The sequence below is a fragment of the Citricoccus muralis genome (assembly GCF_029637705.1).
GTDB lineage: Bacteria > Actinomycetota > Actinomycetes > Actinomycetales > Micrococcaceae > CmP2.
Genome location: NZ_CP121252.1, coordinates 392220 through 412272, shown reverse-complemented (window position 1 = coordinate 412272; position 20053 = coordinate 392220). Strand labels below are relative to the sequence as shown.

Annotated in this window: 20 protein-coding genes; 16 read left to right on the top strand and 4 right to left on the bottom strand. The window is 66.5% G+C overall.

Annotated features, from left to right (window positions below; all coding sequences use genetic code 11):
• Positions 1-29: 29 nt before the first annotated feature.
• The 4 genes from P8192_RS01855 to P8192_RS01845 are packed head-to-tail and all read right to left on the bottom strand — an operon-like array spanning position 30 to position 2717.
• The gene (locus P8192_RS01855) at positions 30-1940 is read right to left on the bottom strand and encodes a DUF2075 domain-containing protein (protein WP_278158026.1); all 1911 of its coding nucleotides are present in this window, start codon (positions 1938-1940) and stop codon (positions 30-32) included.
• A complete protein-coding gene (locus P8192_RS01850) occupies positions 1927-2259 on the bottom strand; it encodes a nucleotide pyrophosphohydrolase (protein ID WP_278158024.1) in 333 nt (110 codons plus the stop codon). Before P8192_RS01850 ends, P8192_RS01855 begins: the two co-directional genes overlap by 14 nt.
• A gap of 52 nt (positions 2260-2311) precedes the next feature.
• Positions 2312-2464: an SIP domain-containing protein gene (locus P8192_RS14480; protein ID WP_431521128.1), complete on the bottom strand. Its 153-nt coding sequence runs from the start codon at positions 2462-2464 to the stop codon at positions 2312-2314.
• The gene (locus tag P8192_RS01845; protein ID WP_278158021.1) at positions 2403-2717 is read right to left on the bottom strand and encodes a siderophore-interacting protein; all 315 of its coding nucleotides are present in this window, start codon (positions 2715-2717) and stop codon (positions 2403-2405) included. Before P8192_RS01845 ends, P8192_RS14480 begins: the two co-directional genes overlap by 62 nt.
• Before the next feature lie 121 nt (positions 2718-2838).
• Between P8192_RS01845 and P8192_RS01840 the strand changes: the two genes are divergently transcribed.
• From P8192_RS01840 to P8192_RS01765, 16 genes are all read left to right on the top strand, one after another.
• Positions 2839-3438, top strand: coding sequence for an exonuclease domain-containing protein (locus P8192_RS01840; protein ID WP_278158020.1), 600 nt, complete (start codon positions 2839-2841; stop codon positions 3436-3438).
• A gap of 269 nt (positions 3439-3707) precedes the next feature.
• On the top strand, positions 3708-4847 hold the full coding sequence (locus P8192_RS01835; RefSeq protein ID WP_278158018.1) for an LLM class flavin-dependent oxidoreductase: 1140 nt from the start codon (positions 3708-3710) through the stop codon (positions 4845-4847).
• 10 nt (positions 4848-4857) lie between these two features.
• Complete coding sequence (locus P8192_RS01830; protein ID WP_278158017.1) at positions 4858-5991, top strand: LLM class flavin-dependent oxidoreductase; 1134 nt, start codon at positions 4858-4860, stop codon at positions 5989-5991.
• A complete protein-coding gene (locus tag P8192_RS01825; protein WP_278158016.1) occupies positions 5988-7325 on the top strand; it encodes an NtaA/DmoA family FMN-dependent monooxygenase in 1338 nt (445 codons plus the stop codon). The genes P8192_RS01830 and P8192_RS01825 overlap by 4 nt, the downstream gene beginning before the upstream one ends.
• The gene (locus tag P8192_RS01820) at positions 7322-8965 is read left to right on the top strand and encodes an ABC transporter substrate-binding protein (protein WP_278158015.1); all 1644 of its coding nucleotides are present in this window, start codon (positions 7322-7324) and stop codon (positions 8963-8965) included. Before P8192_RS01825 ends, P8192_RS01820 begins: the two co-directional genes overlap by 4 nt.
• A gap of 2 nt (positions 8966-8967) precedes the next feature.
• Positions 8968-9915: an ABC transporter permease gene (locus P8192_RS01815; protein WP_278158014.1), complete on the top strand. Its 948-nt coding sequence runs from the start codon at positions 8968-8970 to the stop codon at positions 9913-9915.
• A 45-nt stretch (positions 9916-9960) separates the two neighbouring features.
• On the top strand, positions 9961-10914 hold the full coding sequence (locus P8192_RS01810; RefSeq protein ID WP_278158013.1) for an ABC transporter permease: 954 nt from the start codon (positions 9961-9963) through the stop codon (positions 10912-10914).
• Between the two features lie 22 nt (positions 10915-10936).
• Positions 10937-12625: a dipeptide ABC transporter ATP-binding protein gene (locus tag P8192_RS01805; RefSeq protein WP_278158012.1), complete on the top strand. Its 1689-nt coding sequence runs from the start codon at positions 10937-10939 to the stop codon at positions 12623-12625.
• Positions 12622-13746, top strand: a complete 1125-nt coding sequence (locus tag P8192_RS01800; RefSeq protein WP_278158010.1) for an LLM class flavin-dependent oxidoreductase — start codon at positions 12622-12624, stop codon at positions 13744-13746. Before P8192_RS01805 ends, P8192_RS01800 begins: the two co-directional genes overlap by 4 nt.
• Positions 13730-15064, top strand: coding sequence for an O-acetylhomoserine aminocarboxypropyltransferase/cysteine synthase family protein (locus P8192_RS01795; RefSeq protein ID WP_278158008.1), 1335 nt, complete (start codon positions 13730-13732; stop codon positions 15062-15064). Before P8192_RS01800 ends, P8192_RS01795 begins: the two co-directional genes overlap by 17 nt.
• 4 nt (positions 15065-15068) lie before the next feature.
• A complete protein-coding gene (locus P8192_RS01790) occupies positions 15069-16280 on the top strand; it encodes a cystathionine gamma-synthase (RefSeq protein ID WP_278158007.1) in 1212 nt (403 codons plus the stop codon).
• A 129-nt stretch (positions 16281-16409) separates the two neighbouring features.
• Positions 16410-16814: a hypothetical protein gene (locus P8192_RS01785; RefSeq protein WP_278158006.1), complete on the top strand. Its 405-nt coding sequence runs from the start codon at positions 16410-16412 to the stop codon at positions 16812-16814.
• Between the two features lie 70 nt (positions 16815-16884).
• Positions 16885-17322, top strand: coding sequence for a hypothetical protein (locus P8192_RS01780; RefSeq protein WP_278158005.1), 438 nt, complete (start codon positions 16885-16887; stop codon positions 17320-17322).
• Positions 17323-17358: 36 nt separating this feature from the next.
• Positions 17359-18186 (top strand): ammonia-dependent NAD(+) synthetase, encoded by an 828-nt coding sequence (gene nadE, locus P8192_RS01775; RefSeq protein WP_278158004.1) that lies wholly within the window; start codon positions 17359-17361, stop codon positions 18184-18186.
• A 39-nt stretch (positions 18187-18225) separates the two neighbouring features.
• Positions 18226-19056, top strand: a complete 831-nt coding sequence (locus P8192_RS01770; RefSeq protein WP_278158003.1) for an exodeoxyribonuclease III — start codon at positions 18226-18228, stop codon at positions 19054-19056.
• A gap of 16 nt (positions 19057-19072) precedes the next feature.
• Positions 19073-20017 (top strand): hypothetical protein, encoded by a 945-nt coding sequence (locus P8192_RS01765; protein ID WP_278158001.1) that lies wholly within the window; start codon positions 19073-19075, stop codon positions 20015-20017.
• The last annotated feature ends 36 nt before the right edge of the window (positions 20018-20053 follow it).

Below are 20053 nucleotides of genomic sequence, written 5' to 3'. Positions count from 1 at the left end.
ACCCCCGTTTGCTCAGATCGTGGGTATGCTCAGTCACCCGCGCGATGCGTCGGTTCCCCACGATCAGCCATCCGACTTTCTGCATCCTCACCGGCGTCAACAAGATCAACGTCAGCATCAACCGCAGCCCCATAGCTGAAGTCGTATCCGGAGGCAGACTTATCTTCGCGAGGTGGATCGATAGTCGTCGTCTTGTCCACCGTGGGAAGGTGATTCAAGAAATACTCCCGAAGGTGTTCATCACACACGTAGAGGAAGGTTCCTCGGATTCCGCGACTCATCAATACCGCGTAGATGTTCTGTACGTAAGCGAGAATGTCCTCATCCGAGTAAACGATGCCGCGGGCTCGGTTGTTCTCCACGCCCTTTTTGTCGAAGTATTCATTGCGGTCAAAGTACACACGATTCGTCGTTGGATCCATGCGGAGGTCTCGTCCGATGATCACGCCAGCATAGTTGAGGTCGTAGCCCTGAACCGTATGGATAGACCCGACTTCAGCCAGAGACTTTTCACTGCTGATCCAGTCGGCTGTTGTCGTGTTCCAGCGGAGCTTGACGCCATCCTCGACGATGTCATAAGCGTCCTTTCGGTTCTTGGATTTCCAATTCCAGGCATAGCCCGCGACGACTCGAGCCAACCCGAATTTGGAGTCACGGTCTCGAATCAGCTGAACCAAGGTGCGCAAGTCGTTGACGATACCCAGCTCATACTCTCCAAAGTCGTAGTCATGCGAATCGGGCAATCGTCCATGGAGGAGATCTCGGACGAACCCGAGATAGTCTGCACCAGCGCGGACTCGCATCTGAGTCTCGAGCTCATAGAACCGCTGGTCAGTTTGTGCCTTGTTCACCAGTCCACGCACTACTTCGGTAGGAATGTCAGCAGGTCGCACCGCTTGCGCTTCATCCATCAAGAGGATCCGATGTCGCGATTGACTCTCAATCCAGTCCAGTTGGGTGATGTTTGGATTGTCTTCACCGAATAGAGAAAGGTTGATGTCTTTGAAGAGTTTGTTCTGCGGCCCTGATGGCTGATTAGCACGGTGATTCAACCGATGGGCTTCATCTACGATCAACAGGTCATACGGCGAAGTCGCCTGTCCGACCTGGAACGGTGAAAGCACCATGACGTTATCGAGGTCGGGCGTGTTCTTGAATACTTTGGCCACCGACTTACGAAGCGAAATCTGCGGAATCACCAGTCCCACGGTAAAGCCGTTCAGCAGTTTCCGGTGTGCGTCCGTGAAGAACTCGGAGAAGATCGTGTCACTATTCGGAGCTTCATCAGGATCGTAATGCTCGAGATCCCTCAGAAGCTTGATCAAATAGATCGCAAGCACGGTCTTACCTGTTCCGGCCTTGCCCTGGATCACTGCAGTGCTCTCGCCGCCAGACTTCAGATCTTCCAAGAGACGCTCAACGATCTCGGACCCGATAATCGCCTGGTCTTGCGTTGGTGCTTTGAACGGAGAGAGTTTGTAGAGGTCGAGATTTCTGATCTCTTGGACGCTGCGGGTGAAAAAGTCGCGCTGTCGCAACTCGTCGAAGATCTCGTCGAATCGCTCTAAGTATTCGACCCGGTTGAAGTAATCGGAGTCAACGATCCCTTCATTCCGGTTGAGTACGCTGAATTTTCCGTCCCCGGCAAATAGCCGAATGAGGAAAGACTCGAGATCCAGTGCAGCCGACTTGTTGAAGCCATCATCGATGATGACATGCACCTGGGAGAGCCGACGCTTCTCCTCATGCTGGTGATGTTTCCGTAGTCGGGAGATCGCGTTGCGCGTCTCGCCAACATAGATCTGATTGTCGTTGTTCAGCGTATAGACGACAGGCCAGTTCTCTAGCTTTGAGCGCGAGAGCTCTCCTGGAGCTTGGGTGGTACTAGTGCTGGTGACGATGCGCTGGAGTCTATCCGGAACGATTTCAAAGCCGGTCATATTTGGTGCTCCGCCCTCTCGCCTTAGCCACCGGATATTTACTACGAGTGGTTTCCAGCTTCTCCAGAATCAGCTCTTCCGGAGAACGACCAATTTTCGCCGCCAGCAAGTACGCGTAGGTCAATACATCAGCCAATTCACTCGCCACAGCATCCTGGTCCCCGACTTCGCTCCACTGGAAGCACTCCAACAGTTCCCCGGCTTCTACTGCTACGGATTTGGCGAGATGGTCGGGGCGATGGAATTGCTCCCACTCACGTTCCTTCGTAAACGCCGACAGGGATTCCAACACCTGCGCACTCGACCATTCCTCACTCATACCCTCATCCTAAGCAGGTATTGCATCGCCCTGAGTTGAATCACTCGTCGTCTTAGGCCAGCTCGTTGGAAAGGTGGTCGAGGTTCGCGGTGCCCTTCTTCCAGTAACCGTCGACATCAACCTGATCCTTAGGCAGTCCAATTTCACGGCACAGATAGCGGCGGATCGGCTTCAGTGCGGGGGCCGAGCACGCCCAGTTCGGCACCGGGCTGAGCGTCGCGGGCCCAGACCCCGGCCACCCCGTGATCATGCACCACGAAGTCGATGGTTAGCTCGTGTGCTTCAGCGTCGTAAGCCCGCACGGTGTAGTCCCAGTACAACGGATCCCCAGAGCCTTCTGGGATGGTCCGCCCTTTCTCCGTGATGGTGGGAAAGACCAGGTCCCCGGTTCCCGGGTGCGGGAAGAAGAGCTTCACGTGGTCGGTGCGAAGGACGACACTGCCTGTTGATCTTCCCACCGTGGGGGTCGTGTGTGACGTCCGCCCGAATAGTGTGACTGCCACGGCGACGTTGGTTATCTTGTCCTACCCCTCGGCCTACACTCACCGCGTCCCCGATGTTCTCTCGAACGGATTCGCCATGGCTTCCTCCTTCCTCTCTCCCTCAGCCGGTCTGGATTTCGTCGCCGTCGACTTTGAGACAGCCAATCCCGACCCGTCCTCGGTCTGCCAGGTGGGTCTGGCACGGGTGTCCCGGGGCCAGATCGTGGCCACCGACAGCTGGTACGTGGTCCCTCCCACCGGGCCCGACTCCTTCGAACCGAGTTTCTCGGCCCTGCACGGCATCACCGCCGAGACCGTCCGCCGCGAAGGGTTCTCCTGGTACGACTCGCTGGATCACCTCCACCGGGTGACCCGCGCGCTGCCGCTGGTCGCGCACAACGTCGCCTTCGACCGCACGGTGTACCGCAAGGCCAGTGAGGCGATGGGCGTCCCCGCACGCGACGCCGACTGGTATGACACGGTGGTCCTGGCCCGGCGCCACGTCCCCGCGGCAAATCATCGACTCGACACCGTGGCACGGGCTCTGGGGCTGCCCTCATTCCACCATCACGAGGCGGAAGCTGATGCGGTGACCTGCGCCCACATCGCGCTGACCATCGCCGCCCAGCGGGAGGTCACCAGCGTCACGGACCTCTGGGCGGAACCGTCCCGGTCGTGCGCACCGCAGCCGGGGTGACCCCGCGGTGACGTCATCTGAGCGGCTTCGGCACCGATGAGGCCGCCACGCCGTCACGAACGGTCGTCATCGAGGGACTTATGAGCGGGCTCACGGCGGCGTCGTCGTGGAAAATCACCACAGTTCGACGGAATCATGCCGGACTGAAGCTCAGGTGAGGGCAGCCTCAGCACGCCGGATCGGGGCCGCGAATGCCACGAAGCGGCGCGTGTTGCCATCCGTGAATCGGCGAGATGATCCCAGCGGAGAAGTCCTTCACAGTGGGGTGCATGACCACCCCGTTGAGCGTTTTCGATCTGACCCCGGTTCCCGCCGGTGCCACCGCGGCCGATGCGGTGCACCACAGCCTGGAACTGGCGCGACGTGCCGAGCGCGCCGGATACCACCGGCTCTGGTACGGCGAGCATCACCTGAATCCGGGCATCGTCGGGACCTCTCCCGCACTGTTCATCGCGCTGGCATCGACGGTCACCTCGACGCTGCGCTTGGGCTCGGGCGCGGTGCTGGCCGGGCATCGCAGCGCGCTGTCGATCGCCGAGGAGTTCGCGGTGTTGGAAGCCGCCGCGCCCGGAAGGATCGATCTGGGACTAGGCCGGGCGGGACTGCGCTCCGCGCCGGGAGCTGGTGAGTCTGCGCCGGCGGCGCGCGAGGATCGTTGGACCGAGGAGGGTCTGCGGCTGCCGGCGGCTCCGGATCTGAGCGGACTGTTCTCCTCCCCTCGGTTTGCTGCTCAGCGTGCGTTGCTGAACCCGCCGCCCGAGACGCTACCGACGTACTCCGAGTTCGTGGACCAGTTGCAGGACTTCTTCGCGCGTCGCGCCCGGGTCGATGGCGTGGAGCTGAATGCGGTGCATGCCTCGGTGGAGGCCCCTCAGTTGTGGATTCTGGGCAGCTCGCCCGGGGAATCGGCGCAGATCGCCGCCGAGCGCGGCCTGCCCTTCGCTGCGAACTACCATGTGGCACCCACGCAGGTGCTCGAGGCGATTGAGCACTACCGGACGCGCTTCCGGCCGGGGGTGCTGTCGGCGCCGCACGTGCTGGTCTCGGCGGAGGTGCTGGCGGCGGAGACCGAGGCAGAAGCCGAGCGGCTGGCCCGCGGCTACGGAGCCTGGGTGCATTCGATCCGCACCGGCTCCGGCGCGATCCCGTACCCGGCGCCCGACGACGAGCTGGCCGCACCGCTCACCGGTGCCGACGCGGCGCTGGTGGCGGACCGGGAGGCCACCCGATTCGTCGGCGACCCGGAGCAGGTGGCCCAGCGGCTGGGGGTGCTGCGCGATGCCACCGGAGCCGACGAGCTGCTGATCAGCACCATCACCCATGACCCGGATGCCCGCATCCGCAGCTTCGAGCTGCTGGCGGAGTCCTGGTCGACGACCGCACTGACCCCCACCACGGCGAGCCTGTAGGAGAGTTCCCATGACCACGACGCAACCGTCCACCTCGGCGAGCTTCCGCTTAGGCGTGGCCCTCAAAGACACCGGCTGGTCCGACACGGCACCGGCCTCCACGGTCGACCCGTCGGGCTGGCTGCGGCAGCTGCGTACCGCGGAGGAGGCCGGGTTGGCGTTCGCCACCCTGCACGACGCGTTCCGCTTCGAGGGTGCGCCCCGCCTCGACGCTGCGCTGCTGGGCTCCTGGCTGGCCGCGGGCACCGAGCGCATCGGCATCATCCCGACCGTGACCACCACCCACACCGAGCCGTTTCACGTGTCGAAGGCGCTCGCCACCCTGGACTACATCGGCACCGGTCGGGCCGGCTGGCTGGTGGAGGTCTCGCCCACCGCCGAGGAAGCTCAGCTGTTCGGCCGGGACCGCACCGATCTGGCGCCGTCGACCCTCTACGCCGAGGCGCAGGAGGCGGTGGATGTGGTGCGCCGACTCTGGGACAGCTGGGAGGACGACGCCGAGATCCGCGATGCCTCCACGGGCCGGTTCATCGACCGGGAGAAACTGCACTACATCGACTACGAGTCGCCCCGGTTCTCGGTGAAGGGACCCTCGATCACCCCGCGTCCGCCGCAGGGTCAGCCGGTGGTGGCCTATGCCGGGCACACCCCGGAGCACATCGGCGCGGCACTGGACGGCGCGGACGTGCTGTTCGCGGCCCCGAGGGATCTGCGGGAGGCCGAGGCGATCATTCAGTGGGTGCGCCGCACTGAGACGGCCGGCGGCTCCCCGCGCACACCGCTGGTGGTGTACGCGGATGTGCCTGTGCGGCTGGGCAGTAGCACGACCAGTTCCACGGCGGGCACCGTTGAAGACTGGGGCTTCGGCGAGGTGCTGACCTCGGTGGAGCGCACCGCGGAGCGGCTGCAGGAGTTGCGGGATCTCGGATTCGCCGGGGCCCGGCTGCTGCCGGCCGTCCACGACACCGATCTGGCGGCGGTACGCGATGACCTGGTTCCGGCCCTGCGCCAACTCGGGCTCTTCACTGAGGATGAGCCCGCCACGCTGCGCGACGTCTTCGGACTGGGCCCAGCCGAGAACCGGTACGCGCAGTCCGCCGTCGACACTGCTTCCGCCCCCACCACGACAGGAGTCCTCTCATGACCGATATTCCTCAGGTGATCCTCGGCGCGCACTTCCCCGGCGTCAACCACACCACCGTGTGGAGCGACCCGGCCTCGGGGAGCCACATCCACTTCGATTCCTTCGCCCGCTTCGCCCAGGCCGCCGAGCGCGGGAAGTTCGACTTCCTGTTCCTCGCCGAGGGGCTGCGGCTGCGCGAACAGGGCGGACACATCCACGACCTCGACGTCGTAGGACGTCCCGACACCCTGCCGGTGCTGGCCGGACTGGCCGCGGTGACCCAGCATCTGGGGTTGGCCGGGACGATCAACGCGACCTTCAACGAGCCGACGGAGGTCGCCCGCCAGTTCGCTACCCTGGATCATCTCTCCGCCGGACGGGCCGCCTGGAACGTGGTGACCAGCTCGGATGCCTTTACCGGCGAGAACTTCCGCCGCGGCGGCTACCTGCCCCGCGATCAGCGCTATGTGCGGGCCGAAGAGTTCCTCGACGCCGCCCGCGCCCAGTGGGACTCGTGGGAGGCACCGGCGGGTGAGACAGCGGGCACCGAGCCCGCACCGTTCCAGGTGTCCTCCACCCAGTTCGAGATTTCTGGTCAGGTGACGTTCCCGCGCCCGCCGCAGGGCCACCCGGTGATCTTCCAGGCTGGCGATTCCGCCGCGGGACGCGACTTCGCTGCCCGCAACGCCGACGCCGTGTTCACCCGGCACGGGACCCCTGAGGCCGGGCGCGCTTTCTACGCTGACCTGAAGTCGAGGGTGGCCGCGGCCGGGCGCACCCCGGAGCACGTGAAGGTGCTGCCGGGCGCCACCTTCGTCGTCGCCGACACCGATGCCGAAGCGGTGGAGCTGGCCGACCACATCCGCCACCAGCAGGTCAGCGGCCAGACCGCGCTGCGGCTGCTGGAACAGGTGTGGAACCGAGACCTCTCCGGGTACGACCCCGACGGCCCCCTGCCCGAGATTGAGCCCGAGACCGGGGAAACGACCATCATCCAGGGCCGGGCCCGCCACGTGGACGACCCGCATGAAGCCGTCGCGAAGCTGCGTCGGCTGGCCGAGGAGCACGGCTACAGCCTGCGCGAGACGGCGATCGCCTCCCAGGCCCGTCAGAGCTTTATCGGCTCCCCGCAAACCGTGGCCCACCAGATCATCGACGCGGTGGCCACCGGCGTCTCCGACGGATTCATCCTCGTCCCCCATCTCACCCCCTCCGGGCTGGACCCCTTCGTAGACCGGGTGGTGCCGCTGCTCCAGGAGCGCGGCGCCCTGCGCACCGACTATCCGGAGCGCGCCACCCTGCGCGACCTGCTGGGTCTGCCCACCCCCATCACGCTGAAAGAGAGCACCGCATGAACACCCCCATTCCACCCCGCTCCCTCCGGCGCTCCCGCGTCGCCCCGCTCGCCCTGCTGACCGGCGCCGCGCTCGTCCTCGCAGGCTGCAGCGGTTCCGCCGGCGCCGGATCAGCCAACACCGACGCGGCCGAGGCCGGGGAGCCCGTCCACGGCGGCACCCTGCGGATCGCGGTCGGCTCCGACGCGGGCTGTATCGACCCGCAGCAGGTGGGCAACAACGACTCCATCTACTCGACCCGCCAGCTGGTGGATTCGCTGACCGACCAGGATCCGGAGACCGGGGAGATCGTGCCCTGGCTGGCCGAGGGCTGGGAGATCAACGAGGATGCCACCGAGTTCACCTTCACCCTGCAGGAGGGGGCCACCTTCTCCAACGGCGACCCGGTGGATGCCGAGGCGGTGGCCGCGAATCTTGACCGCGGCATCGAGCTGGGGGCTAGGGCCTCACTGATTACGTCGTATCTGGAAGGGTACAGCGGCACGGAGATCATCGACGATCGCACCTTCACCGTGACCTTCGACGAACCCTCCGCCCAGTTCCTGCAGGCCACCTCCACCCACACCTTGGGCATCCTGCACCCTGATTCCGCGGCGGCCAGCGATGACGAGCGCTGCACCGGGGTGATCGGTTCCGGGCCGTTCGTGTTGGAGAACTACTCTCCGAATGAGGGCAGCACGTTCACCGCCCGCGAGGACTACGACTGGGGCTCCTCGGTGTGGGAGAACACCGGGGCACCCTATGTGGACGGCATCGAGTTCAGCATCGTCCCCGAATCCGGGGTGCGCGCAGGATCGCTGCAGTCGGGCCAGGTCGACCTGATCGGCAACATCGCCCCGCAGGACGCCGCCCAACTGACCGGTGTGGGCGCCCAACTGCTGGACCGCACCAACCCCGGCATCGCCATGGGACTGCGGCTCAACCACGACCACGAGTTCCTCTCCGACCCGCTGGTGCGCGAAGCCATCACCCGCGGCATCGACCGTGAGGAAATCGTCGACGTCACCCAGGTCGAAGGCACCCCGACCGCCACCAGCGTCCTTTCCTCCACCACACCCGGCTACACCGACCTCAGCGAGGCGCTCGAGGGCGACGACGAAACGGTGGAATCCCTGCTCGCCGAGGCCGGATTCGAGCAGGACTCCGAGGGGTACTGGGAGCGCGACGGGAAGCGACTGAGCTTCGAGATCCTCTGGTTCAACGTGGCCGCTTCCAATTCCGCCACCGTTGAGCTGATCCAGCAGCAGCTGGCCGGCCACGGCATCGAGGTCACCCTTCAGGAGGGCCAGGTCGCCGACTGGCAGAACAAGCTCAACGAGGGCGACTACGACGCGAATCTCAGCAACATCACTCGCGCCGACCCCGACATCCTGCGCTCCGAGTACCACACGGATCTGAAGAACCAGTCGCGCCTCGAGGCTTCCGAGCTCGACGAGCTGCTCGACGCCCAAGCGTCTGAGGGCGACGAGGAGGCGCGCAACGAGATCGTCGCCGACGCCCAACGCACCATCGTGGAGAACTACCGGCTGGTGCCGGTCTACGACCTCACCACCGTGCTGGCCGCCGGGGAAAACGTCCACGGCGTCCACTTCGATTCCGGTTCCCGGATCCACCTGAGCAACACCTGGATCGAGGACTGATCATGACCCGCTACATCGGCATCCGCGTGCTGCTGGCGCTGGCCGTGGCCTGGGCGGCGTACACGGTGACCTTCGTGATCCTGTACCTGATCCCGGGCGACCCGGTCTCCGCCATGGCCGCGGGCGGCATGGACGGCGGCACCGCCTCGGCAGAGCGGCTGGAGGCGCTGCGCGAGCAGTACGGGTTCAACGACCCGTTGCCGGTGCAGTACGCCACCCACCTGCTGGCGGCGGTGCGCGGGGACTTCGGCGTCTCGGTGCAGACCGGTCAAGACGTGACGACGGCGATCGGACAGGTGCTGGCCCCCACCGCCCAGCTGGCCTCGGCCGCCCTGGTGCTGGCACTGCTCCTGGGCGGCGGGCTGGCTGTCGCCGCCAGCTACACCCGCTCCGCCCGGCTGCGCGATCTGCTGCTGAGCCTGCCCCCGGTCTCGGTGTCGCTGCCCACCTTCTGGGTGGGGCTGTTGCTGATCCAGCTGTTCAGCTTCCAGCTCGGGCTCTTCCCCGCGATGGGCGACGACGGAATCGACGCCCTGGTGCTGCCCGCACTCACCCTGGCGCTGCCGATCGGAGCGATGATCGCCCAGGTGCTGGCCCGCTCCCTACTGGAGGCTTCCGGAGAACCGTACGTGGTGACCGCCCGGGCCAAGGGCATCACCCGGGGCGCGGTGCACACCGGGCACGTGCTGCGCAACGCTCTGCTGCCGGCGCTGACGATGGTCGGACTGATCGCGGGGAACCTCTTGGCCGGGTCCGTGATCGTGGAGACCGTGTTCGCCCGCCCCGGGGTGGGCCAGCTCACCGTGCAGGCGGTGACGCTGCAGGATCTGCCGGTCATCCAGGGGGTGGTGGTGCTCGGCGCCGTCGTGTTCATCGCCGCGAACCTGGCGGTGGACCTGCTGCTGCCCCTGGTCGATCCGCGGGTGCGCGTCGGCCACTCGTACGCCTGAGCGCTGCCTGACCGAACGAGACGAACTGACGAAAACGAGGACATCATGACTTCCACCGTGACACCCCCGGGCACGCCGCCGATCAGTGCGCCGACCGCGCTGGCGCCGGCGGCCTCGGTGCCGGCTGCACCGGTGACTGAACCCGGCTCGACCGGTCCGCGCGGCCGCGCCGGACTCGGCCGCGGCAGCCGGCTCTCTGGGTTGCTGCGCAGGCCCGGGCTGGTGCTGAGCGTGCTGTTCCTCGGCCTGGTCGTGTTGGCAGCCTTCGCCCCCGGAGTCCTCGCACCCGGCGACCCGTACACCGGCGACACCGCCAGCGCGCTGCAGGCGCCGAGCGCTGCGCACTGGTTCGGCACCGATCACCTGGGCCGTGACCTCTACACCCGGGTGGTGCACGGCACTGCACTGTCGCTGCGCACCGCGCTGATCGCCGTCGTCATCGCGTTGGTCTCCGGCGGACTGTTCGGGGTGACCGCCGGATTCCTCGGTGGCTGGGTGGATCAGACCATTATGCGAGTGGTGGACGTGCTGCTGGCCATCCCCTCGCTGCTGCTTTCCCTGGCCCTGGTCTCCGCGCTGGGGTTCGGGTCCACGAACGTGGCCATCGCGGTGGCGCTGGGCTCGGTCGCGACGTTCGCCCGCATCGCCCGGTCCCAGAGTCTGCGGGTCTGCCAGTCCGTGTACGTCGACGGCGCCCGGTCGCTGGGCTCACGCTGGTACGTCACCCTGGTCCGGCACGTGCTGCCGAACTCGACGGGGCCGATCATCGCTCTGGCCGTGCTGGAATTCGGCACCGCCATCCTCTCCGTCTCCGCCCTGAGCTTCCTCGGCTACGGCGCACCGCGCCCGGCCCCGGAATGGGGCTCGCTGGTGTCGGAGGGGCGGAACTACCTGGCCGCGGCGAGCTGGCTGACCCTGCTGCCCGGGCTCGTCATCGCCGCCACCGTGCTCGCCATCAACAGCATCGCCCGCGCCCTTCCGTCCACGGTACGGACCTGAGAAGACCTGAGAGGACCTGATCATGACTGCTCTAGCAACCACCCGCGCTTCTGGCTCTGCCGCAGGATCTACCGCGACCGAGCGGCTGGTCGTCGTCCGCCAGTTGCACGCCGACTACGACACACCCCGCGGCCCGGTCCCCGCCCTGCGTGGGGTGGACTTGCAGATCCAGCGGGGCGAGATCACCGCGGTGGTGGGCGAGTCCGGTTCCGGGAAATCCACGCTGGCGCACGCGCTCATCGGGCTACTGCCCGCCAACGGACGGATCGTCTCCGGAGCGATCTCCTTCGGCGATCTCGACCTGCACGGGCTCTCCGAGCGTCGGTTCCGTGCTCTGCGCGGAACCCGGATCGGCCTGGTGCCGCAGGACCCCACGGTGTCGCTCAACCCCGTCCGCACCATCGGCGACCAGGTTGCCGAGGCCGTCACCGCCCACCGTCGGCTCCCGCGCGCCTCGGCTCGCGCCCGTGCGGCCGAACTGCTGGAGCAGGCCGGCATCGACCGTCCACCACTGCGGCTGCGCCAGTACCCGCACGAACTCTCCGGGGGCATGCGCCAACGGGTGTTGATCGCCATCGCCCTGGCCGGCGACCCCGACCTGATCATCGCCGACGAACCCACCTCCGCCCTTGACGCCACCGTGCAGAAACGCATTCTCGATCACCTCGAGGAGCTCACCCGAGCCCAGGGCATCTCGGTGCTGCTGGTCACGCACGACCTCGGGGTGGCCGCCGAGCGCGCCGACCGGATCGTGGTGATGAACCAGGGACGCGTGGTCGAGACCGGCACCCCCGCCGAGGTGTTGGAGAACCCCACCGACGCCTACACCCGCCGCCTGGTGGCCGCCGCCCCTGGGCTGACCTGGAACGAGGACTACCGCGAGCCGGTGAGTCCGGAGTCCCCGGTGCTGCTGCGCGCCACCGACCTGACCCGGACCTTCCGGATGCCCGGCACCACCGGCAAGAACACCGAGCTGACCGCCGTGGACCGGGTGAGCTTCGAGATCCGCCGCGGCGAAACCCTCGCCCTGGTGGGAGAATCGGGCTCCGGAAAGTCGACGACGGCGAAGCTGGTGCTCGGTTTGGAGAGTCCCAGCTCCGGGCGCGTCGAGTTCGACGGTGTCGACGTCGGCTCCCTGGGGCGGGAACAGTGGCGGCAGCTGCGGCGTCGGGCCCAGCTGATCTATCAGAACCCCTACGCCTCCCTGGATCCGCGCTTCACCCTCGAACAGCTCATCACCGAACCGTTGGACGCGTTCCGAGTGGGCACTCGCGCCGAGCGCCGGGCCACCGCTGCCCGGCTCCTCGAACGCGTGGCCCTGCCTGCTGACTATGCGCAGCGCTCCCCGGCCGAGCTCTCCGGCGGCCAGCGCCAGCGAGTGGCGATTGCCCGCGCCCTGGCGCTGAACCCAGACCTGGTGGTGTGCGACGAACCGGTCTCCGCCCTCGACGTCTCCGTTCAAGCCCAGGTGCTCGAACTGCTCTCCGAGCTACAGCGCGATGAGGGGCTGACCTACCTGTTCATCACCCACGATCTCGCCGTCGTACGTCAGCTCGCCCACCGGGTGGCGGTGATGCGCTCCGGGCAGATCGTGGAGTTGGCACCCACCCGGCGCATCTTCACCGCCCCGGAGCACGACTACACCCGAGAGCTGCTGGGTTCCATCGCCGGCACTGCCGCCGGCGCCGTGACAGAAGGAGTCACCCCATGAGAATCCTGCTGCTCACCCTCATCACCCACCTGCCCGACCCGGTCACCGGCACCGTCGAGCCCAGGCACGATCGGCTGCGCCGGGTGATCGAGACCGGGGTGGCCGCCGAGGAGCTCGGCTACGACGGGTTCGCCGTCGGCGAGCGCCACGAGCGCCCCTTCATCTCCTCCGCTCCGCCGGTGGTGCTCAGTCATCTGGCGGCGCGGACCTCCCGGATCCGGCTGTTCACCGGGGTCACTACGCTGAGCCTGCTCGATCCGGTGCGCGCCTACGAGGACTACGCCACCTTGGATCAGCTTTCGTCCGGACGGTTGGAGCTGATGATCGGCAAGGGCAACGGCACCGCCCAGCGCGAGCTGTTCAGCATCACCGAGGAAGACCAGTGGGAGCGCAACCGTGAATCCTACGAGCTGTTCCGCACCCTGTGGCAACGCGCCAGTGAACCGACCGGCCAGCAGAACGTGACCTGGTCCGGGCGCTTCCGCCCTCCCCTCGACGACGCCGAAGTGTGGCCGTTGCCCTACCAGCCGCAGCTGCGTGTCTGGCACGGTTCCGCTACCAGCCGCGCCTCTGTGGATCTGGCCGTGGAGTACGGCGAGCCGCTGTTCTCTGCGAACGTCACCTATGGGATCGAGCCCTACCGCGAACTCATCGACTACTACCGCCGGTCCTGGGCCGAGGCCGGACGCAACCCCGCCGATGCCCTGGTGGGCGCCGGCACCGCCGGGTTCCTGGTGCAGCCCACCAGCCAAGCCGCACTGAACCTGTTCCGTCCGGTGTTCGACGCCCGTTCGGCAGCTGCCCGCGCCGCCGGGCTGCCCTCCCCCTGGCGCGACTACACCGATTTCCTCGAGAACAGCTCGGCACTGGTGGGTTCTCCAAGCCAGGTGATCGAGAAGGTACACCGCTACCACGAGGCCTTTGGCCACGACGTGATGCACCTGTCCGCCGACGGCGAGGGGCTCACACCCGGACAGCACCGCACCATGCTCGAGCTGTTCCAGAACGACGTCGCACCCGAACTGCGTCGGCTCTTCCCGTCGCGCCCACTCAAGCCTTGGGGAACGACCTCGACTACCCCGACTACCCCTTCGGAGGCCCACCATGTGTCCGCAGTCTGACTCCACCGCCACCACACAGATTCACGGCGGCAACCCGGCCGCAGTGTTCCACGCCGCCCCGGTCGCACCCCCGGTGCACCTCTCGGCGGCGTACTCCTTCTCGCGGCTCGCCGATGCCCGAGAGGCTTTCGCCCAGCGGGTCCCGGCGTTCACCTACGCCCGCACCGGCAGCCCGACCGTGGCCCTGCTCGAACGGCGCATGGCAGAACTTGAGGGCGGCACCGGCGCGGTGGCCACCGCTTCTGGGCAGGCTGCGCTGACGGTCTTGTTGCTGACGCTAGCCGGCCACGGTGGGCACATCGTCGCTTCCGAGCGCATCTATGGAGGCACCGCAGACCTGCTCAATGACACGCTGGCTGATGCCGGTCTCACCGTCACCTGGGTGGACCCGCACTCCCCGACGGCCTGGGAGCACGCCATCACCGCCGATACCCGGGCGCTGTTAGTGGAGGCCATCGGCAATCCGCACGCTGACCTCGCGGATCTGCCCGCCCTGGCCCGGATCGGCCGCGAGCACGACGTTCCGCTCGTCGTCGATTCCACCCTGGCCACCCCCTACCTGGTGCGCCCGGGCGCCTTGGGTGCGGACTTTGTGGTGCACTCAGCCACCAAGTACCTCACCGGAAATGGCTCCGCGCTCGCCGGAGTCGTCATCAACACCGGCAATTTCTCGCCGCTGCGCCGCCCCGAGCGCTGGCCGCAGTTCACCGAGCCCACCGCCCGCTTCGGCTACGAGTCCCTCACCGATCGGTTCGGGGCCGACGGCGCGGTGCTGCACTTGGCGCGCGCCAAGTACCTGCACGATCTCGGACCAACGCTGGCGCCCTGGAACGCCCAGCAGGTGCTGGACGGCATCCAGACCCTGGACGTGCGCATGCAGCGCCACTGCGTCACCGCCGAAGACATCGCCCGGCGGCTGAACCAGCACCCGCTGGTGTCTCGGGTCCGTCACCCCAGCGTGCCGGGTTCTCGTGATGCCGCCGTGGCTCGCCGTGATTACCCGCGCGGCACCGGAGCGGTGCTCTCCTTCGAACTCGAGGGCGATGAGGCCACCGTGGAGCGGTTCATCGACGCGCTCGAGCTGATCATCCTGGCCGCCAATATTGGCGATGCCCGCACCATGGTCTCCCACCCGATCTCCATGACCCACTGTCGCCTCTGTCCCGAATTACTGGAGCACGGAGAGATCACGCCCTCCACCGTGCGCCTGGCCGTGGGCCGCGAAGACCCGGATGATCTCTGGGCCGATCTGGAACGCGGCTTCGCCGCCGCCCTTGCCGAGGCCCCCGCCATTCCGACCGCAACCACCGCGAGGTAACCCCATGTGTCCAAAGCCGTTCCCACATTTCGCCACCGCCGCTATCCATGCCGGCCAAGAACCGGACCCACTCACCGGCGCCGTCATTCCGCCCATCTATCAGACATCCACCTTCACCCAGCACGGGGTGGAAACGCTGAAGGCCGGCTACGAGTATTCACGCGGCGCCAACCCCACCCGCACCGCGCTCGAGCAACAGCTCGCCGCGCTCGAACACGGCGACGCCGGCTTCGCCTTCGCCTCCGGCATGGCCGCTGAGGACGCGTTGCTGCGCGCCACACTGCGCCCCGGGGACACGGTCATCGCGGCCGCCGAAAGCTACGGCGGCACCCACCGGTTACTCACCCAGATCTACGCGCGCTGGGGTGTGAACACCGTGTTCGTCTCACCGCAGGACACCGCCGCTCTCGAGCAGGCTCTGGACTCCCACCGGGCCCGCGTCGTGTGGCTCGAGACCCCGACCAACCCGCTGCTGAGCATTATCGACATCAGAGCTTGGTCAGAAATTTCGCACGCCCACGGCGCCCTGGTGGTCGTCGACAACACCTTCGCCTCGCCCGCCCTGCAGACTCCGCTCGATCTCGGTGCCGACGCCGTGGTGCATTCCACCACCAAGTACATCGGCGGGCATTCGGATGTGCTGGGTGGGGCCGTCATCACTTCCACCGCCTTCTGGGAGGACCAGCCGCTCACCGAGCTGATTCGATTCCAGCAGTTTGCCGGTGGCGCGGTGGCCGGACCCCAGGACTGCTTCCTCACCTCCCGTGGGCTGAAAACCCTCGCCGTACGGATGCGCCAGCACAGCGACAACGCCGCAGTGGTCGCCGGCTGGCTCACGGAACAGCCGCAGGTGGCCGAGGTCTACTATCCGGGGTTGGAACAGCACCCTGGTCACAGCATCGCCGCGCAGCAGATGCGGGGCTACGGCGGCATGATCACCTTCCGCGTACGCGGGGGCGAACAGGCAGCCCGCACCGTCGCCGAATCCACCGCACTATTCGGACTCTCGGTGTCTCTGGGCGGGGTGGAATCGCTGATCAGTCACCCGGCCACCATGACCCACGGGTCCACCGCGGGCACCGCGCAAGCACCGGATCGTGACCTGGTGCGGTTATCGGTCGGGATCGAAGCAGTCGAGGATCTCGTGGATGATCTACAGCAGACACTGGCCGCGGTGCCACTGCACCACGCTGGCCACGTTTCGTCCCGCGCGTAGATTTGGCGCGCGTCCTCCGCTTCGAGTTTCTCATCACCCCCTGGAGTAAGCCGTGACTTTGGGGTACCCAGAGTGCCGGGAAACTTGTACTGTGTAAGGTGTTTTGTCACCCTCCGGAGGATCTCATCCATGAAGCTGACTCGCGCGTGCGCCAGTCTTGCCGGTATCGCCATCGGCGCAGCTCTTCTGGTCTCCTGCTCGAATGGTGAAAATCTCGAAGCCAGCTGCCAGCGGCTCGATACCCTGGCCGCGGAGCAGGAGGAGATCTCCTTCGACGACCCCGACACCGAACAGACCACCCAGCATGTGCAAGCCGTCGTCGACGACTGGCAGCGTATTCGCGCCGATGCCGGCGATGACGAATTGGCCGGAGCCATGGAAACGGTGGAGCCACTGTTCGACGTGTTGCTCGCTATGGCCTCCGGTGAACTGAGCCAGGCCGACGGCTTCCAGCAGCTGCGCGATGCTGCGGATGAGCCCGACATTTCTGAAGCTGCCGATGTTCTCGTCGAAAAATGCGAGTTCACCCTCTAAGTCCGTTCATTTCCAGACCAGTCCAACTCACCTAACTCACCCATCACACCGAAACGAAAAGGATCGTGCAGTGACCATCATGACCTCTGCCCCGGCCCGTATCTCCCGCGTCTCCATCGTCGGCGCGGCCAGTGTGGCCCTGCTGGCACTCACCGGCTGCGGATCCTCAGACACCACCGAAGAGACCTGCGAGCGCCTCGACGTCTACGTCGACGAGATGGAAGACCTGGTTCCCGAAGACCAGGAAAACAATGAGGACATGGCCAACTCCCTGCGCGAGATGACCGACGGGATGAAGGAGATTCGCGACGACGCCGGCGACGAGGAGCTGGTTGCCTCGCTGGACTCGTTGATCGAGTCCTACGAAACCATCTACACGGCGTTCGAGGACGCCGATGACGACCAAGCCAGCGAAGAAATTCTCTGGGGCGCGCTGGAAGGCATCGACATGGATGCTCTCGGCGAGGCCGGGGTCCAGCTAGAAGAGACCTGCCAGCTCAATTCATGACATCCGCGCGAAACATCTCTGATCTAGGCTGACGATATGCGCAAATTTCAGAAGCAGATCATCCAGGAGATGGGCGTGGCCCCCGAGATCGACCCCGCCGCCGAGGTGGAGCGCCGGGTGCAGTTCCTCGCCGAATACCTGGTCTCCACCGGGGCCCAGGGGCTGGTGCTGGGAATCTCCGGCGGCGTCGACTCCACCACGGCGGGCCGGCTCTGCCAGCTCGCCGTCGAGCAAATTCGCGCCAACGATCCAGATTCCTCAGTTGCGTTCACTGCGCTGCGGTTGCCCTACCGCACTCAGCACGATGAGGACGACGCCCAACGCTCGCTGCGCTTCATCCGCGCAGATGAGGAAGCCGCTCTGCAGATCGGCCCCGCCGTAGACGCCCTGGCTGAGGACGTTGATGCTGCGCTCGGCGCCCCGCTGAGCGACTACCACCGCGGCAACGTCAAGGCGCGGATGCGGATGATCGCCCAGTACGCGGTGGCCGGCGAGCGCGGAGCCCTGGTGGTCGGCACCGATCACGCCGCCGAATCGGTCACCGGCTTCTTCACCAAATTCGGCGACGGCGGAGCGGACGTGCTGCCGCTGTTCGGGCTGAACAAGCGCCAGGTACGGGGGGTGGCCCGGCATCTGGGCGCTGAAGAGTCGCTGTGGGCGAAGGTTCCGACTGCGGATCTGCTCACCGAGAACCCGGGCCGCGCCGATGAGGATGAGTTAGGGCTGCGCTATGACGACATCGACGACTACCTCGAGGGTCGGGACATCGACGCGGCATCGGCCGAGAGGCTGGAGACGATCTATCTGCGCACCCGGCACAAGCGCACCACCCCGACCACGATCCTCGACACCTGGTGGCGCTGAGCAGTTTCCGCGCGGTGCAGTTTCGATAGGGTGGGAACCATGAAGATCGCCACCTGGAACGTGAACTCCCTGCGCGCCCGCGCAGACCGTGTTGAAGACTGGATCGAGCGCAGCGACGCTGACGTGCTGGCCATCCAGGAGACCAAGTGCAAGGACGACAACTTCCCCTGGGAGCTGTTCGAGCGCGCCGGTTACGATGTGGCGCACTTCGGTTTCTCCCAGTGGAACGGGGTGGCCATCGCATCCCGGGTGGGTCTCGACGACGTGCAGCGCACCTTCCCGGAACAGCCGGCGTTCGGCAAAAACGGCGTGGACCCGGTGCAGGAGGCGCGCGCCATCTCCGCCGTCGTCGGCACGAAGAACTCCAGCTCAGGCGAGAAGCCGCTGCGGATCTGGTCACTGTACGTGCCCAACGGCCGGGCGCTGGATGATGAGCACATGCCCTACAAGCTGGAGTGGTTGGAGCGGCTACGCGCCCACGCCGTCGCCGAAGTGGATGCGGACCCCGCGGCACGGCTGGCACTGACCGGAGACTGGAATATCGCCCCGCAGGACGAGGACGTCTGGGACATGCAGTACTTCCTCGACGAAGGGCTCACCCACGTCTCACCGCCGGAGCGGGAGGCTTTTCACGCGTTCGAAGCGTCTGGGTTCGTTGACGTGGTGCGCCCGCGGCATCCAGGCCCTGGCGTGTACACCTACTGGGACTACCAGAAGCTGCGCTTCCCGAAGAAGGAAGGCATGCGTATCGACTTCGTGCTCGCCTCCCCCGCGCTGGCCTCCTCGGTGACCGACGCCTGGATCGACCGCGAGGAGCGCAAGGGCAAGGGCGCCTCCGACCACGCTCCCGTTGTGGTGGAGCTGGACTAGGGGCAGAACGGCGCGCATGGAGTTCCAGGCAGAGCTGCGGGTCTACGAGCCCCTGAGCCGGTTCGACGACCGGGTGGCCACGCACATCGCCCGGGCGACCCCGCGCGATCGCGACGCCGTGGAAGCGGCGTCGGCCCAGCGCGCCGAGGCCCGCAACTACGCCCGCGAGCTCAACCCATTCCCGCGGCCAGAGCTACCCGAGCTGGTGCGGGTGCTGCGGTTCAGGGTGCCGGCCAAAGACCGCCCGAATAACAGCCCCACCCAGGTGGGCGGTCCGCACGACGGCGCGGTGGCCGGGCACTCCGAATTCTTCTGCCCCGAAGAACTGGCACTGCGCTCGGAAATGGCCGCCACCCGGCTGGAGCGGGACTTACAGAACGACCATCTGTACTGGATGATGGTGCCGGAACGCACCCGCGAGAAGAACGTGGCGCGGCTGATTACCGGGGACGGCCCGGTGCGGCTGCCCCAGGACCACCATGAGCGCCCGGTGCACACTCGCGCTGCCGTCTGGGGTATTCCGTTGGCCTGGTTCACGCTCTTTGGCGACGACGCGCGTTCCCGCACCGAAACCCAGCTGAGCACCGAGTTTCCCGACCAGGTGGTGACCGGCACCCACCCGCACACCGGGGCGTTCACCGCCCGGCGCATCACCCGGCTCACCCTGGCCCAAGAGCGTGCCAGACGTGCCGCTGCCACGGTGTCCCTGCACGCACCCGACTGGGAGGTACTGGAGGACCTCACTGGGTTGGTGACCTGGCTGGAAAGTTTCCACCCGGATGCCTATCTGGAGCTCGACTACGGCGGTCTCGCCCGATTCGTCTGGCCCGATGACTCGGTGTTTGACGTCGCCACCGCTCTCGAAGCCCTCGAACAAGGTGATGCTCCCACCGCGATGATTGCCAACCAGCGCCTGGTGCGCCGGTGGATCACGGTGCGCCAGCGCGGCCGCGCCAGCTGACGTGAGCCCGATCTGACGCCGACGGGGTGGAACTAT